At 64.8% G+C, this 18,336-nt stretch carries 18 protein-coding genes and 1 tRNA gene; 8 read left to right on the forward strand and 11 right to left on the reverse strand.

Annotation, left to right across the window (positions count from 1 at the left end):
- Window positions 1-79: 79 nt before the first annotated feature.
- Window positions 80-838 (reverse strand): tetratricopeptide repeat protein, encoded by a 759-nt coding sequence (locus tag HAP47_RS39135; protein WP_231169040.1) that lies wholly within the window; start codon window positions 836-838, stop codon window positions 80-82.
- A 315-nt stretch (window positions 839-1,153) separates the two neighbouring features.
- Here HAP47_RS39135 and HAP47_RS39140 point away from each other — a divergent pair, with 315 nt between their 5' ends.
- Window positions 1,154-2,407 (forward strand): glycosyltransferase family 87 protein, encoded by a 1,254-nt coding sequence (locus HAP47_RS39140; protein ID WP_173640197.1) that lies wholly within the window; start codon window positions 1,154-1,156, stop codon window positions 2,405-2,407.
- Here HAP47_RS39140 and HAP47_RS39145 read toward each other — a convergent pair.
- The 5 genes from HAP47_RS39145 to HAP47_RS39165 form a co-directional block, all read right to left on the reverse strand.
- Entirely contained in the window at window positions 2,388-3,134 is a 747-nt protein-coding gene (locus HAP47_RS39145; RefSeq protein WP_173640196.1) for an SDR family oxidoreductase, read from the reverse strand. The two genes, HAP47_RS39140 and HAP47_RS39145, sit on opposite strands and share 20 nt — an antisense overlap.
- Window positions 3,134-4,519 carry an FAD-binding oxidoreductase gene (locus HAP47_RS39150; protein WP_173640195.1) on the reverse strand — a complete coding sequence of 462 codons (1,386 nt, stop codon included), beginning with the start codon at window positions 4,517-4,519 and terminating at the stop codon, window positions 3,134-3,136. The genes HAP47_RS39145 and HAP47_RS39150 overlap by 1 nt, the downstream gene beginning before the upstream one ends.
- 2 nt (window positions 4,520-4,521) lie before the next feature.
- Complete coding sequence (locus HAP47_RS39155; protein ID WP_173640194.1) at window positions 4,522-5,928, reverse strand: UbiA family prenyltransferase; 1,407 nt, start codon at window positions 5,926-5,928, stop codon at window positions 4,522-4,524.
- Window positions 5,929-6,097: 169 nt separating this feature from the next.
- Window positions 6,098-6,174, reverse strand: a tRNA-Arg gene (locus tag HAP47_RS39160).
- A gap of 119 nt (window positions 6,175-6,293) precedes the next feature.
- Window positions 6,294-7,799 carry a flavin-containing monooxygenase gene (locus HAP47_RS39165; RefSeq protein ID WP_173640193.1) on the reverse strand — a complete coding sequence of 502 codons (1,506 nt, stop codon included), beginning with the start codon at window positions 7,797-7,799 and terminating at the stop codon, window positions 6,294-6,296.
- Window positions 7,800-7,883: 84 nt separating this feature from the next.
- Here HAP47_RS39165 and HAP47_RS39170 point away from each other — a divergent pair, with 84 nt between their 5' ends.
- The 3 genes from HAP47_RS39170 to HAP47_RS39180 all read left to right on the forward strand — a co-directional run bounded on the left by HAP47_RS39170 (window position 7,884) and on the right by HAP47_RS39180 (window position 10,710).
- Window positions 7,884-8,534, forward strand: coding sequence for a TetR/AcrR family transcriptional regulator (locus HAP47_RS39170; protein WP_173640192.1), 651 nt, complete (start codon window positions 7,884-7,886; stop codon window positions 8,532-8,534).
- A gap of 194 nt (window positions 8,535-8,728) precedes the next feature.
- Window positions 8,729-9,826 carry a helix-turn-helix transcriptional regulator gene (locus HAP47_RS39175; protein ID WP_173640191.1) on the forward strand — a complete coding sequence of 366 codons (1,098 nt, stop codon included), beginning with the start codon at window positions 8,729-8,731 and terminating at the stop codon, window positions 9,824-9,826.
- Window positions 9,827-10,041: 215 nt separating this feature from the next.
- A complete protein-coding gene (locus HAP47_RS39180; protein WP_231169041.1) occupies window positions 10,042-10,710 on the forward strand; it encodes a hypothetical protein in 669 nt (222 codons plus the stop codon).
- On the opposite strand, the gene HAP47_RS39185 is transcribed toward HAP47_RS39180, so the two are convergent.
- From HAP47_RS39185 to HAP47_RS39195, 3 genes are read right to left on the reverse strand one after another with little or no spacing between them, the layout of a single operon-like run.
- Entirely contained in the window at window positions 10,700-11,122 is a 423-nt protein-coding gene (locus HAP47_RS39185) for a CAP domain-containing protein (RefSeq protein WP_173640189.1), read from the reverse strand. The genes HAP47_RS39180 and HAP47_RS39185 overlap by 11 nt on opposite strands.
- Window positions 11,123-11,144: 22 nt before the next feature.
- Window positions 11,145-11,348, reverse strand: a complete 204-nt coding sequence (locus HAP47_RS39190; RefSeq protein ID WP_173640188.1) for a hypothetical protein — start codon at window positions 11,346-11,348, stop codon at window positions 11,145-11,147.
- Window positions 11,349-11,404: 56 nt separating this feature from the next.
- Entirely contained in the window at window positions 11,405-12,412 is a 1,008-nt protein-coding gene (locus HAP47_RS39195; RefSeq protein WP_173640187.1) for a 2-dehydropantoate 2-reductase, read from the reverse strand.
- 150 nt (window positions 12,413-12,562) lie between these two features.
- Between HAP47_RS39195 and HAP47_RS39200 the strand changes: the two genes are divergently transcribed.
- Together HAP47_RS39200 and HAP47_RS39205 are read left to right on the forward strand one after the other, a co-directional pair.
- On the forward strand, window positions 12,563-13,177 hold the full coding sequence (locus HAP47_RS39200) for a YidB family protein (protein ID WP_173640186.1): 615 nt from the start codon (window positions 12,563-12,565) through the stop codon (window positions 13,175-13,177).
- A gap of 36 nt (window positions 13,178-13,213) precedes the next feature.
- Window positions 13,214-13,492, forward strand: a complete 279-nt coding sequence (locus HAP47_RS39205; protein WP_173640185.1) for a GlsB/YeaQ/YmgE family stress response membrane protein — start codon at window positions 13,214-13,216, stop codon at window positions 13,490-13,492.
- Between the two features lie 93 nt (window positions 13,493-13,585).
- On the opposite strand, the gene HAP47_RS39210 is transcribed toward HAP47_RS39205, so the two are convergent.
- The gene (locus HAP47_RS39210; RefSeq protein WP_173640184.1) at window positions 13,586-14,368 is read right to left on the reverse strand and encodes an SDR family NAD(P)-dependent oxidoreductase; all 783 of its coding nucleotides are present in this window, start codon (window positions 14,366-14,368) and stop codon (window positions 13,586-13,588) included.
- A 118-nt stretch (window positions 14,369-14,486) separates the two neighbouring features.
- Window positions 14,487-15,248, reverse strand: coding sequence for an N-acyl homoserine lactonase family protein (locus HAP47_RS39215; protein ID WP_173640183.1), 762 nt, complete (start codon window positions 15,246-15,248; stop codon window positions 14,487-14,489).
- Window positions 15,249-15,443: 195 nt separating this feature from the next.
- Here HAP47_RS39215 and HAP47_RS39220 point away from each other — a divergent pair, with 195 nt between their 5' ends.
- Window positions 15,444-17,072 (forward strand): AMP-binding protein, encoded by a 1,629-nt coding sequence (locus HAP47_RS39220; protein WP_231168677.1) that lies wholly within the window; start codon window positions 15,444-15,446, stop codon window positions 17,070-17,072.
- Window positions 17,073-17,087: 15 nt separating this feature from the next.
- Complete coding sequence (locus HAP47_RS39225; protein WP_173640182.1) at window positions 17,088-18,305, forward strand: ABC transporter substrate-binding protein; 1,218 nt, start codon at window positions 17,088-17,090, stop codon at window positions 18,303-18,305.
- Window positions 18,306-18,336: the final 31 nt, after the last annotated feature.

Below are 18,336 nucleotides of genomic sequence, written 5' to 3' on the forward strand. Positions count from 1 at the left end.
CAGGGACGACACCGAGTGTGTTGCGCCGCTTGTGAGTCATACACCCACATTCTCGCGACATGATTTGCCCGAGCTTTGCCTAGCTCAGAAATTTCGCAACCGCGCTCGGACGGAAGAAGAAGCGGCCATGCGATGCCATGGCCAGCGCCGACGCCGTGCGGCCGATCATTTGCGGCCGGCCGCGCAGCGCCAGACGCAGATTGGCTTCGCCGGCAGCGCGGTCGCCCATTTCCAGAAGACAGGCGGAGAAGCTGGTCCGCGTCAGGGGATCGTCTGGGCGCTGCGCCAGCACCTGGCGGTAGAGATCCGCCGCAGCCGCGTATTCGCCGTCGAGCAGCAGCACACGCGCCAGCGCGGCCAGAATATCGGGATGTCCCGGCGCCACGGTGCGCAGCTTCTCGAGAATCTCTCGCGCGCGGCCGCGCTCATTGCGATGGGGCAGCAGCTGCGCGAGCAAGAGCAGCAACTCGACGCTGCCGGGCGCGAAAGCAAGCGCGCTCTCGATGACGGCAACCGCCTCGTCGATGCGGCCGGCCGCGCCCAATTGCCCTGCCAGCCCCTGAAATGCAGGCAGGAACGGTGGCCGCCGCGCGGCGGTTCGCCGCAACAGATCGATCGCCTCGTTGCGCCGACCGGCTCCGGCGAGCGCCGCGCCGAGCAAGGTCTCGACTCCGGGATCCTCAACGCGGCGCGCTATCCGTTCGAGTGGCGCGATCGCCTCCTCATTGCGGTTCTGGGCCATCAGCGCCCGTGCCAGGATCGAGGCCGCGCCGACATCGGTCCGGTTTGCCTTCAACACCTCCGCCGCCAGCCGCTCGGCTTCGACGACTTGCCCCATCTGCAGCGCGACCATGGCGCGTTGCAGAGCCGGGGGTGGGCTGGGCCCGCGATTGGCAGGAGGGAGCGGAGGTTTCGGCATGCGGTCCGTCGTGAGATGGTCGTCTCAGCCGTTATCACTGCCGCCGACGGAGCTCCAGCGAAAGTCGCTGCCGGGCATCAAGATACCGCCCGGTTCCAGCAACACCCGCACGGGCCGATGTGATGCATCCTCGTGGCTGTCAGGCGACAGACGGCAAACCATGCTCTGCGCCCGATTTTTCGACTGCTTAACCTATTCGACCTAGCCTGAACGGCCGAAACAGGGCCCGGCTTGATGTTCGCAACTACCCTCGAAGCAATTCGGTCGACAACGTCGAAGCGGACCGCCTACATCCGTGGAGTCCTCACGCTCCTGACCATCGCCATCGTCTTCAAGGCGGTGTGGCTCGCTCAAGTCGGGCTCGGGCATGGCCGCGAGCTCGTCGATTTTGCCGCCTTCTACATCACCGCAAAGCTGGTGTGGCTGGGCACCGTGGATCAGGCCTACCAGTTCGCGAAGCTCGTCGTCATCCAGAGGGAGGCATCGGGCGGGCACGATGGCTTCATGTCGTGGACCTATCCGCCGCAATTCAGCCTGCTGCTGGCGCCGTTCGCGCTGATCCCGGTCGGAATTGCCTATTCGCTGTTCGCCGCCTCGACGCTGACGCTTTACCTTGCCGTGCTGCGCCGTCTCGCAGGCGAGAACTTTGTGCTCGTGCTCATCGTCTTCTTTCCGACGATCGGGATCACATTGGCCTGCGGGCAGAACGGCCTGCTGACGGCCGCGCTGATCGGAATGGTCTGCCTGTTCTTTGAAGAGCGGCCGGTCGTCGCCGGGGCCGCCCTCGGTCTGATGATCATCAAGCCGCACCTCGCGATCGCCTTCGCGGTGTACGCCATCCTGCGCCGTTCATGGATCGTCGTGATGACGGCGGCAGCCGTCGTGCTAATCAGCTCAGCGATCTGTACGGCGGCTTTCGGCGCGGAGATCTGGAGCGCGTTCCTGCAGAGCGTGCGCGATTCGTCGGTGTTCCTGGAGCACGGGAATTACCCGATGCATCGCATGATCTCGATCTATGCCGCGTTGCGAACGGCGGGGATGTCCGCGTCGGCAGCGTTTGTCGCCCAGGGCGCCGTCGCGGTCGTGGCACTTGCGGTCGTTCTCATCGCCGCCTACCGGGCGATGCCGGCCCGCGAGCGCCTCGGCCTCGTCGCGATCGTGTCGGTCTGCATCAGCCCCTACGCCTACGATTACGACTTTCCGATCTTCAGCGTCGGCCTCACGCTGCTGTTGCCGGCGCTCCTGGCGAGCGCGCGTGAGTGGGAACGAGGTATCATCTACGCCTTGCCGATCCCGATCGGAGCGTTTGGCTACCTGCAAGCGACCCAGATGGCGTCCTCTCACAATGGCGAACAGGCGCTCGGCACGCTCTCGATCGGCGGTTTCGCGATCGTTCCGCTGATCGCGCTCATTGTCGGAATTGTGCTGCTGCGCAGTTCAGGGACGGAAGCAGTCAGCGGATCGACCGTCAGATGCGCATCCGCTTGAAGATCGTCTCCGGCAGCGCGCAGATGATCGTCATCACGAGCCAAAACCGTCTGGCCACATAGATTACGTCCCGCGGCCTCGTCACGTCGGCCCGGTAGATATCCTCCGCAACCCGCTCCGGCTGCACGGTCAGGGGCGCCGGCAGCTTCATATGCGCCGTCATCTTCGTGCGCACGAATCCGGGCTTGACGGTGACGACGCGGACCTTGCCCGCGAGCGCCAGGCGATTGCGCAGGCCGGACAGGAATTGCGTGAAGCCGGCCTTGGCCGCGCCGTAGTAGTAGTTCGACGCCCGCCCGCGATCGCCGGCAACCGAGCTGACCCCGACGATGGTTCCCGAGCCGCGCGTCTCGAAAGCTTGCGCGAACTGTTCGAGCAACAGGCTGGGTGCCTCGAAATTGGTACGCATGATCGTCGTCGCAAGCTCGGGATCGGTCTGGGCACGCAGCTGATCGCCGAGTTCTCCGACAACGCACACGACGGTATCCGGAAGCACGGAAAGGCCGGCAACGAAGCTGGCAAGCTGCCCGGTCTGCAGCACGTCGAGCGGTAGAACCGTTGTGTCGACGCCGCTTCGCGTGCTGATATCGTCCGCGTTGCGCTGCGCGGCTGCGAGATCGCGGGCGGCGAGCGTCACGCGCCACCCCTCCTTTGCGTAACGCAGCGCAGTCGCGTGCCCGATATCCGAGCTGCCGCCAATCACCAGAATTGACTTTGTGCCGGTCATCAAATCCCAAGCCGTGCTGAAAGATGCGACGCAAGGCGCGTGGTCGCCCCGGTCTGCTGGCGGATATCCCGCAGGGCCGCAAGGCCGGGATATCCGGATTCGAATGTCGCGCGGGATTGCCGCGCGTCCTTGGCGAGGTAGAGCCGGCCGCCGGCATCGACCACCAGCACGTCGAGCTGATCAAGAAACCCGAACAGCGTGTCGCTGACGGGAAAGTCCATCGTCAGGGTGTAGCCGCGAAGCGGAAACGACATCGGCCCGCCGCCATCGCCGAGTTGCTTGAGCACCGCAAGAAACGACGCATCGCCGCGGCGAGATACCCGATCCAGGATATCGGCAAGCACGCGGCGGGCGCGGTCGCGCGGGATCACGCATTGATACTGCAAGAAGCCGCGCCGGCCGTAGATCCTGTTCCAGTCGGAGATCGCATCGAGCGGAAAGAAGTAGGGATCCCAGTGGACGAGCCGCGGCTTGCCCTGATGCGCAGCGCCGCGGCGGAAATACAGCTCGTTGAACACCCGCATCGATGCGCGATTGAGCAGCCATCCGGGAAACAGCTCCGGCACCGACAGAAGCTGGGTGCGAGGGCCGGGGAACGGCGCGAGGCCGGGCCCCAACCCATCCATGTCGCGGCGCGTGGCATGCTCGGCCAGATAGACCAGCGACCGTCCGAGCGCCGCGCCGCGCGCAAGGCAGTCGATCCAGGCCACCGAATAGGTCGAGGACGCGTTGCTTTCCAATTGATCGATCGCCGCGTCGAGATTGACGGCGACGCGGGTGTCTTGGCGCAGCCAGGCCGTCTCGATCGGGAGCAGCCGCAGTGTCGCCTCGAGGATCATGCCGGTCAGGCCCATGCCGCCCAGTGTCGCCGCGAACAGCGCGGCGTTTTCCGACCTTGAGCAGGAAACGATCTCACCGCCCGGCAGCGCGAGGCGGAATGAATCGACAATCGTGCCGAAGCCGCCGTCGCGATGGTGGTTCTTGCCATGAACGTCGGCTGCGATCGCGCCTCCGACCGTCACGAATTTCGTGCCGGGCACGACTCTCAGGAAGAAGCCCCGCGGCTCGAACGCGGCGAGGATGTCGGCGATCGTCACGCCGGCTTCGACCGTCAACTGAGCGGTCGCGGCATTGAAGCGCCGCATCCGGTTCAGGCCGCGCGATGAAATCGTGGCTTGCGCGCCGATCGCCGCATCGCCATAGGCGCGGCCCGCTCCGCGCGCGACGACGCCGGACCGCCCGAGCAGATCATCCCGTGCGGCCGCTGGCGTCGGTGGCGCCAGCAGTTCGGTCGATGCCTTCGGATAGTTGCCCCAGCCGGAGAGGCAAATCCCGCCCGGATCGGAGATCGCGCTTGCACGTCCTCGCAATGCTACGGTCGGCATCGCTAGATGGCGACGAGCATGACGACGCCGATCGCGCCAAGCGCGACCCAGCTGGCGCGATCCCGGAGCGCGAACATCACGGGATCATCATCGATCAATCCGCGCTGCGCGAACAGCATCACGCGGCCGATCCAGTACATCAGGATCGGACAGCAGACCCAGAGCAGCTGCGGATGGCCGTAGAGCGCGCGAACCGTATCGGACGAGATGTAGAGCGTGAAGATCACGACGGCGTTGAAGCCCGACGCGGCGGCGAGGATCGCGACCATCGACTTGTCTTCGAGCCGGTAGCCGCGCGCCGCCAGCACCACGCCGTCCGGCTGGCTGGCGAGCTCGACATGGCGCTTCACCAGCGCCAGCGACATGAAGATGAACAGCGAGAACGCGAGCAGCCATTCCGACATCGGCACGCTGATCGCGACCGCGCCGCCGATCACGCGGACGGTGTAAAGGGTCGCCAGCACGACGACGTCGACGATCGCGATGCGCTTGAGCCACAGCGAATAGGATGTGGTGAGCACGAAATAGCCGAGCAGGACGCCGCCGAATTCGACCGATATGTACAATCCGATCGCGAACGCGGCGACCAATGCGAGGGCAATCGCACCGGCAGCTTGCGACGCCGCGATGGCGCCGCTTGCGATCGGACGGTGGCACTTGGCCGGATGCGCGCGGTCGGCGTTGATGTCGAGAATGTCGTTCAGGATGTAGGCACCCGACGCACAGAGCGAGAATGCGATCACCGCAAGCAGCGACGTCGCCGCCGACCCCAGTGCAAATTTATGCGCGGTCAGCAGCGGCACCAGCACGAGAGCGTTCTTCGCATATTGATGCACCCGAAGCAGCTTCAGCCAGCTGCGCACACCGGCCGGCGCGGGCGCCGCCGGGGCGGATCGACCGTGGCGCGCTACGCGCGACGCAAAGCCAGGCAGCGCGACCGCTTCACTGCCGATGTAGTCGAAGCCCTGCCGGAGCACGTGCGGCAGGTCGTCGCTCTGTGCCGACGACCGACCGTCCGGTGCAGCGGCCCAGGCCGTGAAGACGCCGAGATGCTGGGCAACCGCGCTGACGAACGGCTCGGGATGGGTTTCCGAACAGAGATAGACCGGGCGGCCTTCACCCAGCACCTGCAAAAGGAAGGTCACGGCGCCGTGGTCGAACCGCGCGCGGGATGGATCGAAGCCCGATATATCAGGAATGCGCGCTGCCAGTCCCAAGGCGGTGGCAATCGCCATGGTGACGGCGCTAGAGCGGCTTGTGATCCCGGAAGCGATATCCGCCGGGAAAGAGCTTCCCGGAACCATCACCTCGTCGACATCGACAACGAGCGGCCGGCCCTTCGAACGCAGCGGATCGCGAAGGGCGTCGCTGCCGCCCTCTTCAACCCGTTCTGGAACGCTGGCTCGCATACGCGCGGTCTTCCGGTGGCCCCCTCCCCATTGTCCCGGGCTTTCCCTAATTTGGGGTGAACTGGGGGCGGGCGCCCCGGCAGACCGTGCCGGAGCCCGTTGCGCAAACGCCGTTGCGACTTCGATGAGAGGTGAAGGGTGCGCCCATGGCGCGCAGCCAAGCGAAAAATGGCGATCCCGGGAAGACTCGAACTTCCGACCTACGGTTTAGGAAACCGTCGCTCTATCCGGCTGAGCTACGGGACCGCACCGCCCGCTAGCCGAAGCATGCGGGCGTCGCCCTCCCATAGCAGAGGTGCCGAATGATCGCCAGCCCGCGTCCCATCGGGCGCGCGCGAAGTTGCGTTGAGCCGGCGCTGCGCGCGTTACGCCACCTGCCGGGTCGGATTCGCGGCGGCATTCGCCGCGCTGGCCCGGCGCGCCGGCAGAAACTCGATCGCCTCATCCTTCAGCGAGCCGAAACGCAGCGTCATGATATCGAGCGCATAGTTCTGGTAGAGCCGCCACGGCCGGCGCGAGCCCTGTTTGGGGAACCTGGCGGCGGCGCGCTGGATATAGCCCGAGGAGAAATCCACCCAGGGCAGTTCGGTCACGGTCGGATCGTTCCGCCGCGGCGTCACTTGCGCGTAGCCGTTCGCCTTCATGTGGTTGAGCATGCGGCAGACATATTCGCAGGTCAGGTCGCATTTCAGCGTCCAGGACGCGTTGGTGTAGCCGAACGCGGCGGCGAGATTCGGCACGCCCGAATACATCAGCCCCTTGTAGTTCATGGTCTTCGACAGATCGACAGGCGCGCCGTCGACCTTGATCTCGAGCCCGCCGAGCACCTGCAGATCGAGGCCGGTCGCGGTCACCACGACGTCGGCGTCGAGCACATTGCCGCTCTTGAGCTTGATGCCGCCGGGCGTGAAGGTCTCGATCTGGTCGGTGACGACGGACGAGCCGCCGCTGCGCAGCGATTGAAACAGATCGCCGTTCGGCACCAGGCAAAGCCGCTGGTCCCACGGATTGTAGCTCGGCGTGAAATGGGTGGCGACGTCGTAATCGGGGCCGAGTGCATGGCGCACGCCGCCGAGGATCAGCTTCTTCACGCGCTCCGGATCGCGCTTGCAGAGCCGGTAGAAATACATGCCGAACAGCACATTCTTCCAGCGCGTGAGGCCGTAAGCGAGTTTTGCGGGCAGCCGCGCCCGCAGCCAGTTGGCGACCTTGTCCTCGTCGGGCCGCGCCACGACATAGGTCGGCGAACGCTGCAGCATCGTGACATGGGCGGCGGTTTTGGCCATTTCCGGCACCAGCGTCACCGCGGTCGCGCCGCTGCCGATCACCACCACCTTCTTGCCGGCATAGTCGATGTCATCGGTCCACTTCTGCGGATGGACGACGCGGCCGGCGAAATCGGCGATGCCGGGGAAGTCAGGCGTGTAGCCGTGCTCATACTTGTAGTAGCCGCTGCACATGAACAGGAAGCTGCAGGTGAGACGCTCGATCGTCTTCTGCGGCCCGCGCTCAACTTCGACCGTCCATTGCGAGTCGGCCGATGACCAGTCGGCGCGCACGACGCGGTGGTTGAAGCGGATCTTCTTGTCGATGCCGTACATGCGCGCGGTCTCGCGCACATAATTCAGGATCGACGGGCCATCGGCGATCGCCTTCGGCTCGGTCCAGGGGCGGAACGAATAGCCGAGCGTGTACATGTCGGAGTCGGAGCGGATGCCGGGATAGCGGAACAGGTCCCAGGTCCCGCCGATGCAATCGCGGCCTTCGAGAATGGCGTAGCTGCGGTCCGGACAGTTGGTCTGCAGATGATAGCCGGCACCGATGCCCGACAGCCCGGCACCCACGATCAACACGTCGAAATGAGCAGACATGCCCTGACCCTCCCGAGCAGAATTGACAATCCGTATTGTCAGATAACTTGACATCTGACAATGGCTCGTGTCAATAGGCTTTCCATGGCAAGCAGCCGGAAAGCCCGCCTCTATGGCGGTATGGACGCCGAGGAACGCCGCGCCGAGCGGCGGCTGAAGCTGATCGATGCGGCGATCGAGGTCTATGGGGAGGTCGGCTATCGCGGCGCCACCGTGAAGGCGATCTGCGAGGCGGCCGAGCTCACCGAACGCTATTTCTACGAATCCTTTTCCAACAGCGAAGCCCTGCTGATCGCCGCCTACAACCATGTCGTCGGCCATCTCCACGAGGAGATGACGGCTGCCGCGGCGGCCGCCGACGGCGATGCCGAGATGAGGCTGCGCGCCGCACTGACGCTGTATTTCACCCGTTTGAAGGAGCACCCGAGGCCCGCGCGGGTCTTCCTGCTGGAGATTTCAGGCATCAGTCCGGCGGTCGATGCCGTCAAGCTCGACGCACTGCGCGTCTTCAGCGACATCCTGGTGCCGCAGACGCTTGATCCTCAACGCGGCGACAAGGCCGCGGCTGCCACGCTGCTCTCGATCGGCATGGTCGGCGCGGTCATTTCGATCGCGCTGCGCTGGGTCTCGAAGCAATATCCGCAATCGGTCGAGGACGTCGTTGCGATCGCCGCCAGCTTCTGCCGCGTGGCGCTGACCGAGGCCGATCGCCGCCGGGATCTGCATTTGGTGTAACGGCGGGCTCGCGCCACTCGCCGATTTTCGATCATGTTTCGCCAGGGTTTGCGGGCCCGGCCCTCGGGAGCGCCGCTGATTTAACTTGCATATTTGGCAGTGCTGGCCTTCTTATGCACGGTAGCGGGCGAAACAGGTCCGACCTGTTTCGTCCTGTGAAACAACAAGAATCTGCATCAGGCGGAGCTGAGCCTTTGGTCGACGTGCATCGGCTGGACGACGCGACCGCGCGCCTTGGCGACGTGGTTCTCGATCCCGCGACCTGGCCGTCCTTCATGGACGAAGTCTGCGCGGCCATCGGCGCGACCGGGGCTGCGATGCTTCAGAGCGATATCCGCACCGAAGACATTCCGCGCACGCAATCGATCACCGACTATTTCACCAAGACCTACTTCCCGCAGAATTTTCATCTCACCGACATTCGCGCCGCGCGCGGCGTGCCGCTGATGCTCGCCGGCACCAACGTCATCACCGACGCCAACCTGTTCGGCGGCGAAACCGAGATGCTGCGCGACCCGCTCTACGCCTCGCTCGGCGAGTTCGGGCTGAAATGGTTCGCAGCGATCGGCTTCCGCGCCGGTCCGGCATTGTGGGCGCTGAGCATCCAGCGCACGCCAAAGGAGGGCATGTTCGAGGCCGACGAGGTCGAGGCGCTCTCGCGCGTGTCGGCGCGGCTCAGCGAAGCCGCGACGCTGTCCACCGTCGTCGGCCGCTCCGCGATCGCGGGCATCACCAGTGCGCTCGACCTGATTCAGGTCGCGGCGATTGCCGTCGGCCGCTTCGGCGCCGTCATCGGCATGAACGGCCAGGCGGAAGCCTGCCTCGGCCATGAACTTGCGATCCGCAACAACCGCCTCACCTTGCTCGACCGGCAGGCCAATACCGATCTGACCAGGCTGATCGATCTGCTGGCCCACAGCTCGGACCTGCACCCGCTCCCGACATCGCCGATCGTGGTGCGCAGGATCGACAAGCGGCCAATCGTGATCCAGATGCAGCCGGTGCCTCCCGCCGCACGTTCACCATTCCTGGGCGCGCGCGCGATCCTGTTGATCCGCGATCTCGAGGGCAACGCCGCATTCGATCAGACGCTGCTGGCGGCGGCGTTCGAGCTGACGCCGGCGCAGGCGCGCCTCGCCACACGACTTGCGCGCGGCGATTCGATCGAGGCGGCCGCACGGGAAGCCGGCATTGCCCTTGCCACCGCGCGCAATCAGCTCAAGACGATTTTCCAGAAGACCGGCACGCATCGACAGGCGGAACTCGTCGCATTGCTGCATAGGGTGAAATGAACTATTCGAGGCGGATTGTTCCAATTTCCGCCGCGCCGTTACGGTAAGAATTCTTGTTACATTGCAATTGCGTACAGCGATTACTCGATCAGGCCAACGGCTGATCTGCGACTCAAATGATCAGGGAAATCGTCGGGTTCCCGGGTGACAAGCGTCACTAAAATGGCGACAATCTGTTTACTCTGTGTGGTTCGGATTTGGTTGCAATGTCCGTGATGCCGTCACGATCATCGACGTTGGCTGGTGCCGTTTTCGGCGCCGCGTTCGCGCTGGCGCCGATGAGCGCGCACGCGCAATGGTGGCGCAGCGCGCCGAAGGATTTTGAGGATTGCGCCGACCTAGCAGAGAAGGCGAAGTCCAAGGAAGACAAGACCGCGCAACTCGCCGACTGCAATGCCAAGTTTGCCGGACGCCGCAAGCCCGGCGGCGGCTACACCTACTACGACTTCATGCAGGATCGCAGCTTCGACATCGCCGGCCCCAATCCGACGCCGGACGAGCAGAAAAAGATCGACCAGGAATATACCGGCTATCTCGAGAAGGAGCGCCGCTCGAGCATCGTCGCGGCGTTCAATGCCAAGCAGCTCGAGCGGCAGGAAAAGCAGCAAGCGCGGCCGCCGCAGCTTCAGCAGGCGTCACTGCACAGCGAGCCCGTACACAGCGAACCGGCGAAAGTCCCGGTCCCGGTCGCACGCCCGGTCAAGCCGCGCGTTGCTGGCGCCCCTCTTCCCAGGGTGCGGCCGCAGGCGGCGAGTTGCGTGAAGGGCACGTTCTCCTGCGAATGGCCGCGGCTTTCCGAAGGATTGGACGGCCTGAAGAAACTGTTCACGCCGGCATCGCCGCCGCCGACCAAGGTTGCGAAGCGAACCGAAGTCAATCGGTAATCAACATCGCCCAGAACCTGCGGTACGGCGACTTCGGATTGTCGACGAAGGCCACACCCACGCGCTTCGCGCCTGGCATCAAGAGATTCTCGCGATGCCCCGCCGAGTTCTCCCACTGCTTCAGCATTTCGGCGAAGGCGATGAAGCCGGCGCCGATGTTTTCGGCGGCGCGCTGCTTCTTCAGCGGCGCGATGCGGGTGAAGAAGCTGCCGCCCGCGGAATGGCTGACCGATCCGGTCGCCGACATCGCCTGCGCCTGCTTCAGCGCCATTGCGTTCAGCTTCGCGTCGAGCTTCACCGCGGGCATGCCATTGGCGCGCCGGTAGGCACTGATCGAACCGGCATAGTCGGCGGCGTCTGCAGCCGTTGCGATGCCGAGCACGAAGGTGAGCGCGAGGAACAGCAGCTTCATCTGATATCTTCTCTGCAGGGGATCAGTGCGCGCGACCGCGCTTGTGGTGTCGGGGCGTAACCGGTTTGCGCGCAGGCCTGACCGATTGGCTCGACGCCGCCGCCGCGCGCTGCTCCTGTAAGCGCGCATCATAGCCCGGCGAAGGTGTCACGGTCGGCGGCGCCGCGCGCACCGGGCCGGAGCCAAGGGCAACAAGCGTGAGCAGCATGATGCTGGATCGTTTCATGATGTCACCTCCTCGGTTATCCGAACGCTACGCCAGACGATCGTCGGCGCTCGCGGTCAGCGGCCATCGCGAATCTGCTCCGGCGTCAGCCCCGGCGAGCCCTTGCCGTCGGCCTCCGCCTTGCGGATCAGCGCGATGACGCGGCGCGACAGCGGAGCCTCCAGCCCGCGGCGATCCGCGATCGCGGTAATCACGCCCTGCAGATAGTCGATCTCGGTACGACGGCCACGCTGCAGATCTTCCCACATCGAGGAGCGCGCTTCGGGATCGATCCTCATGGTGCGGCCGAGCAGCACGTCGAACAGCGCGTCCGGCAGCCGCAACAATGCCGGCATCCAGCTCGAGGGCAGCGGCGTCGGCGACACCGGCACAATCCCTTCGGCGCGGATCGCGGCCAAACCCTCGGCCATCTGGTCGGCGAACAATCGTCGCCAGCCGCGCTGTGCGAGCTGCTGTCGCAGCGGAATGTCGGACAGCGCATTGAGCGCGTTGTTGAGATTGACGATCAGCTTGCCCCACTGCACGCCGTCGATATTGCCGGTGCCCTTCATCGCAAGGCCCGGCACCGAGTGCCGCGCCGCGGTGCCCGCATCATCCTGCGCGATCACGATGTCGCCGGAGGTCGAGCGATGGAAGCGGCCATCGCCGAGCGCGACCACATTGAACGGCACCATGCCGCCGAGCACCTTGCGGCCCGGCAGGCGGTCACGCAGCAGCGGCACATTGCCGACGCCATTCTGCAGGCTGATCACCGCGGCATCGGCAGCTGCGTGGCGTGCGATCAATTCGGCGATCTCGGCCGTATCGGCGCTCTTCACCGTCACCAGCACCGTCTGGACGTCGCGCAGGATCGACGGATCGTCGGACAGAATGAGCCGGTCCGCGGATACCGCCCGCTCCGAGCCGTCGAAACTGCTGACCCGCAAGCCGTTGCCTGCGATCTCCTGGATCAACCGCGGCCGCGCCAGCAGCGCGACGCGGCGGCCGGACGCAGCCAGCATGCCGCCGACGAAGCAACCGATGCTTCCGGCGCCCGCGATGCCGATCGGCCGGTCCGCGTTCATCTGGCTAAATGTCCATTCATCGGGGCTCGATAGCAGACCTTGGGTTGCCTGCCTATTTCCACGCGCCGCCGCCCGGGTGGCCCGCCTTGTAACCGTCATGGGCCGAAGCTATGTTTCCCGCTCGGGGCACGGTTGCGGCAGGAGACGATCATGGGTTTACTCGACGTACTCAACGGCATGCAGAACGGGCCCCGCGGTCCGAGCGCGCCAAGCACACCATCCGACAGCTCCAGCGGCGGCAGCGGAATGTCGCCGATGACCATGGCCATCCTGGCGTTGCTCGCCTGGAAGGCGGTCAAGCATTTCTCCGGCGGCCAGCCGGGCGCGCCGGGCGCGACCGCCCCTCAGCCGACGCCGGCGCAAGCGCCGTCACTCCCCGGCAACGTCACCGCGAGCCTGCCCGGCGGCGCTGGTGGTGGCGGGCTCGGTGATCTGCTCAAGGGCGGTCTTGGCGGCCTGCTTGCCGGCGGTGCAGCCGGCACCGTGCTCAGCGGCGGCCTCGGCGATCTGCTCAGCCAATTGCAGCAGAAGGGCCACGGCGAGGCGGCCAATTCCTGGGTCAGCAACGGCCCCAACAAGCAGATCGCGCCCGGCGATCTCGCCAATGCGCTCGGCGCCGACCAGATCGACTCGCTGGCGTCGCAGAGCGGCATGTCGCGCGACCAATTGCTGCAGGGCCTGAGCCAGTATCTGCCCGAAGCGATCAATCATCTGACGCCGGACGGCCGGCTGCCGAGCGGCGACGAGCTGAGCGGCCGGCTTTAGCGCTGGCGTTGATTCCATCTGAGGAGGACGACAGTCATGGGCGGCATCATCTGGGTCATCATCGTCGGCTTTGTCGCGGGGATCATCGCGCGGCTCCTGTCGCCGGGACCCAACAATCCAAGCGGCTTTATTCTCACCACCGTGCTCGGCATCGCCGGCGCGTTTCTCGCGACCTTCATCGGCCAGGCCATCGGCCACTACGGTCCGGAACAGGGCGCCGGCTTCATCACCGCCACGATCGGCGCGCTGGTGGTGCTGTTCATCTGGAACCGGCTGGTCGCGGCGCGCGTGATCCCGGATATCGGAAACAGGTAAGCCAGCCACAGTACTGCTTTAAAGCCAAAATGCCCGGGCCTGGCCCGGGCATTTTCGTTCTCTGCAACCACTCTGAAGATGTGGGTGGCTACGTCACTGAATGAGATGCATGCCGGCGTCCATGCGGACGAACTCACCGGTCATGTTGCTCGACGCCGGGCTTGCCAGGAAGCAGACGAGATTGGCGATATCTTCGGCTGTTGACGCGACCTTCAGCGGCACACGCGCGATCACGGCATCACGCACCTGCTTGGCGCCCGCCTCGCCGCGGCCCTTGGTGAACCAGGGCGTATCGATGTAGCCCGGACACACCGTGTTGACGCGGATCAAGGGCGCCAGCGCGCGCGCCAGCGACTGCGTCATGGTATTGAGCGCGCCCTTGCTCGCGGCATAGGCAACTGACGAACCGCCGCCGGAAATGCCTGCGACCGAGGAGACGTTCACCACCGCCGACGGACGACCCGAAGCCTTCGCCCCTGCCTCCAGCAGCGCACGCGCGGCCCGGACCATCTGGAACGGGCCGATGGTGTTGACGGCATAGATGCGCTGGAAATCCTCGGCCGTCAGGCCGTCGAGATCGTGATGCGGCACATGCTTCGTGGTGCCGGCATTGTTGACGAGCACGTCGAGGCGGCCCCAGCCCTGGGCGGCGGCCGCGATCTTCTTGCAGTCCTCATCGCGCGAGACGTCGCCCTGCACCACCAGCACCTCGGCGCCCTGCTTGCGGCAGGCTTCTGCGGTCGCCTCGGCTTCCGCCTTGCTGTTGGAATAGTTGATGATGAGGCGCGCGCCCTGCGTGGCGAGGATTTGCGCGGTGGCGGCGCCGAGCCCCGATGCCGATCCCGTCACGATCGCGCACAAACCATCCTTGGACATCTGCATTTTCCTTGTTGTTGTGAGCCAGATGAACTCCGGCGGTGGCATACCATATCGCGCGGGATGCCATCTGCAAACCGCGCCAGGGCCTCAGGTACAAGGCCTCAGCTACAGTCCCTCACATATACGCGTTCGGACCCTTTTGCAGGCTGGCCCATTGCGCATCGTCATGACCGCAGATGATCTTGACGCCGGATGCCTCGAGCCTGGCGATCTCGTCGAGCGAGTCCAGGAATTGGTCGACGTCGAGGCTGTTCCTCGGTGAGGTCCGCTGATCGAGATTGGCGCGCACGCTGAGCGCGTCGGATGCGAGCAGATATTCGCCGCTCTGATCCAGCTTGACCAGCGCGCCGGTCGTACCTTTCGAATGTCCCGGCAGCGGCACCAGCGTCAACTTGCCATCGCCGAACACATCCATCTGTCGGTCGAATATCTCCATCTTCAGCGGATGATCCCAATCCGCCTTGATGTATCCGCGATCGAACGCGTTATCCGCGTTCGCGGCCTCGATCTCGAGCGCATGGACGAAAATCGTCGCCTTCTTGAAGAAGGCGTTGCAGCCGCAATGATCGGTATGCAGGTGAGAGCAGATCACCACATCGATATCATCGGGGCCAAGGCCAACGGCCTTCAGACTCGTCAGCACATGATCGTCAGCCGGCATGATCGGCTGCATGTATTTGGCCAGCGTGCCGAGCCGCCCTTCGGGATCGGTCGCGACGTCGGGATGGCATCCCGTGTCGAACAGCACATTGCCCTGCGTATGCCGCAACAGCACGCAGGCGACCGGCAGATCGATCGTCTCGCCGCGCGCGGCATCAGGCAGATAGGTCCGCCTGGACATCCGCAAACGTCCGCCCGACAGCATATGCATCTTCATCTCGCTACCTCTCATTTTGGAATTCAAACTACATATGAGTTTTCTAGAAACTCATAATAAATTTGACAGCACATTACTCACCCTTATAGGTTCCGCGCAACGCCGCGATCGCGGCACCGCGCTCAACGAAGCTGCTCTCTATGGACCGGTATCGTTGACATCGACCTGCGGCCGCCAGAGGGAAGCTTCGCCACGATGTACACCGTGTTCAGCGTGTTCGCTGCGACTGCAGATGCGGCAGCGTTCAAACCCTTGCTCTGCATTCCCGCGCGTCCCGACCGCGGTTATTTTCCAGATGGCGTCGAACTGTCCTATGGCGACATTGCGCGGCAGGTCTGCGCATTGGGCGAACTATACCGCGCAGCCGGCTTCGGGCATGGACACCGCGCCTGCCTGTTGCTGGAGAACCGGCCTGATTTCATCGTGCATTGGCTGGCGCTCAACGGTCTCGGGGTCTCCATCGTTCCGATCAACCCGGCCTATCGCGCGGCGGAGATCGCGTATCTGATTGCGCATGCCGAGCCCGACCTGATCGTCACGCTGCAGGACCAGAAGGAATTGCAGAAGGCGCGGACCGGCGCGGTGCCGCTGCTCGAGGTGTCCGGCGACGATCTCGGCACGAGTGTGCAGAAAATCCCGCATGCCCGGCGGCCGTCACCGCGCGCCGGCGAGCCGGGAAGCGAGACCGAGGCGGCGCTGCTCTACACGTCGGGCACCACCGCGCATCCGAAGGGCTGCATCCTGACCAACGAATACGTGGTCTCGACCGGCCGCTGGTATGTCAGCCACGGCGGCGAGGCGACGTATCATGCCGGAACGGAGCGCCTCTACAGCCCGCTGCCGCTGTTCCACATGGCCGGCCTGACGCTGCCCCCGATCGCGATGATGCTGACCGGCGGCTGCCTGATCCTGCCGGAGCGCTTCAACGCGAAACTGGCCTGGCGCGATATCGTCACGTGCCGGGCCAGCGTGCTGCACTATCTCGGTGTGATCGTCGCGGCCCTGCTTGCCCAGCCGGAGACGCCGGACGAGAGGGCCCATGCGCTGCGCTTCTCGATGGGCGTCGGCGCCAACCCCGAGCAACGCGCGCGAGCCCGCGAGCGCTTCGGCATCCCCTTCGTCGAGGGCTGGGGCATGACGGAGACCGGACGCAGCCCCTTCAACACGGTCGAGCCGCGCCATCTCGAGACCAACACGATCGGCCGCAGTGTGCCCGGCCTCGAAATGACCATCCTCGATGCCGACGACAAAGCGGTGCCGGCAGGCACGGTCGGCGAACTCTGCGTGCGTCATTCGGAAGCGACGCCACGGCGCGGCTTCTTCTCGGGCTATCTCAGGGATCCCGAGGCCACCGAGCACGCCTGGCGCGGCGGCTGGTTTCACACCGGCGACAGTGCCTGGCAGCACGATGATGTCGCGTTCGTATTCGTCGACCGGCTGAAGCATCTGGTTCGCCGCGCCGGGGAAAACATCTCGGCGGCGGAGATCGAGGCCGTGCTCACGACGTCGCCGCTGGTCAAGCAGGCGGCGGTCGTTGCCGCGCACGATCCAATCCGCGACGAGGAAGTTGCCGCCTTCATCGTGATCAACGACGGCGCTGACGCTTCGCGCGAACTTGCGCAGGAGGTCTTCCATTTCTGCCGCGAGCGCCTCGCGCCATTCAAGCTGCCGGCGTGGATCGCCTTCGTCAGCGATCTGCCGCTGACCTCGACCAACAAGATCCAGAAGCACATGCTGCTCGGCACGGACAAGGACCCGCAGTCGCATCCTGACATGATCGACCTGCGGCAAGAAAAGACCAACGCCATAAGGCAATCGAACTAGAGGAAACCAGGGACAATGACATCGAGTTACGGATGGCTCGCCGCGAGCGCTGCATTGCTGACGGCCACCTTCGCAGCCACTCCATCCCGCGCGCAGATCTCCGACGACATGGTGAAGATTGGCGTGCTCACCGATCAAGCGGGCCTCTATGCCGACGCTGCCGGCCCCGGAGCGGTCGAAGCGGTCCGGATGGCGATCGCGGATTTCGGCGGCAAGGTGTTGGGCAAGCCGATCACGATGGTCGATGCCGACCATCAGAACAAGGCAGACATCGGCGCCGGGATCGCGCGGCGCTGGTACGAGCAGGAGAACGTCGACGTCATCGTCGATTTCGCCAATTCCGCCGTCGCCTTCGCCGTGCTCGAACTCACCAAGCAGAAGAACAAGGCGATGTTGGTGTCATCGGCCGGCTCCTCCGATCTGACCGGAAAGGGCTGCTCGGTGAATTCGGTGCAATGGACCTACAACACCTATGCGCTCGCCAACAGCACGGTTCGGGCGCTAGCCAAATCCGGCGCCAAGAGCTGGTATTTCGTCACGGTCGACTACGCTTTCGGCCACGCTTTGCGCAACGACGCCGCCAAGACCGTGGAGAAGGTCGGCGGCACGATCGCCGGCGAGGTGCGGCATCCGCTCAACAGCATGGATTTCTCGTCCTATCTGCTGCAGGCCCAGAGCTCGAAGGCGGACGTGATCGCCTTTGCCAACACCGGCGGCGATCTCGCCAATTCGATCCGGCAGGCGCAGGAATTCGGGCTGGCGCAGCAGCAGAAGCTGGCAGCCTTCCTGATGCAGACCAGCGACATCCACGCGATCGGCTTGCAGGCCGCCCAGGGCTTGCAGCTCGCGACCGCGTTCTATTGGGACCTCGACGACAAGACCCGGGACTTCGCCGCGCGCTTCATGGCCAAGACCAACAAGCGGCCGACCATGGTGCAAGCCGGCCTCTACTCCGCTGTCATGAACTATCTCAAGGCAATCGAGAAGTCCGGCACCGACGACGGCCCCAAGGTGATCGCGCAGATGAAGGACATGCCGATCGACGACTTCTTTGCCCGCAATGCCTTCCTGCGCGCGGACGGCCAGCTGATCCACGACATGTACCTCGTGCAGGTGAAATCGCCGGCTGAATCCAAGGGCGCCTGGGACTACGAGAAGCTGGTTCAGGTCATCCCGGGCAAGGAGGCATTTGCGACGCCCGAGGAGAGTGCATGCCCGCTGCTCAAGAAATGATTGCCCGCACGAATCCGCAAACCACAAGCAA

The sequence above is a fragment of the Bradyrhizobium sp. 41S5 genome (assembly GCF_011516665.3).
Lineage (GTDB): Bacteria > Pseudomonadota > Alphaproteobacteria > Rhizobiales > Xanthobacteraceae > Bradyrhizobium > Bradyrhizobium quebecense.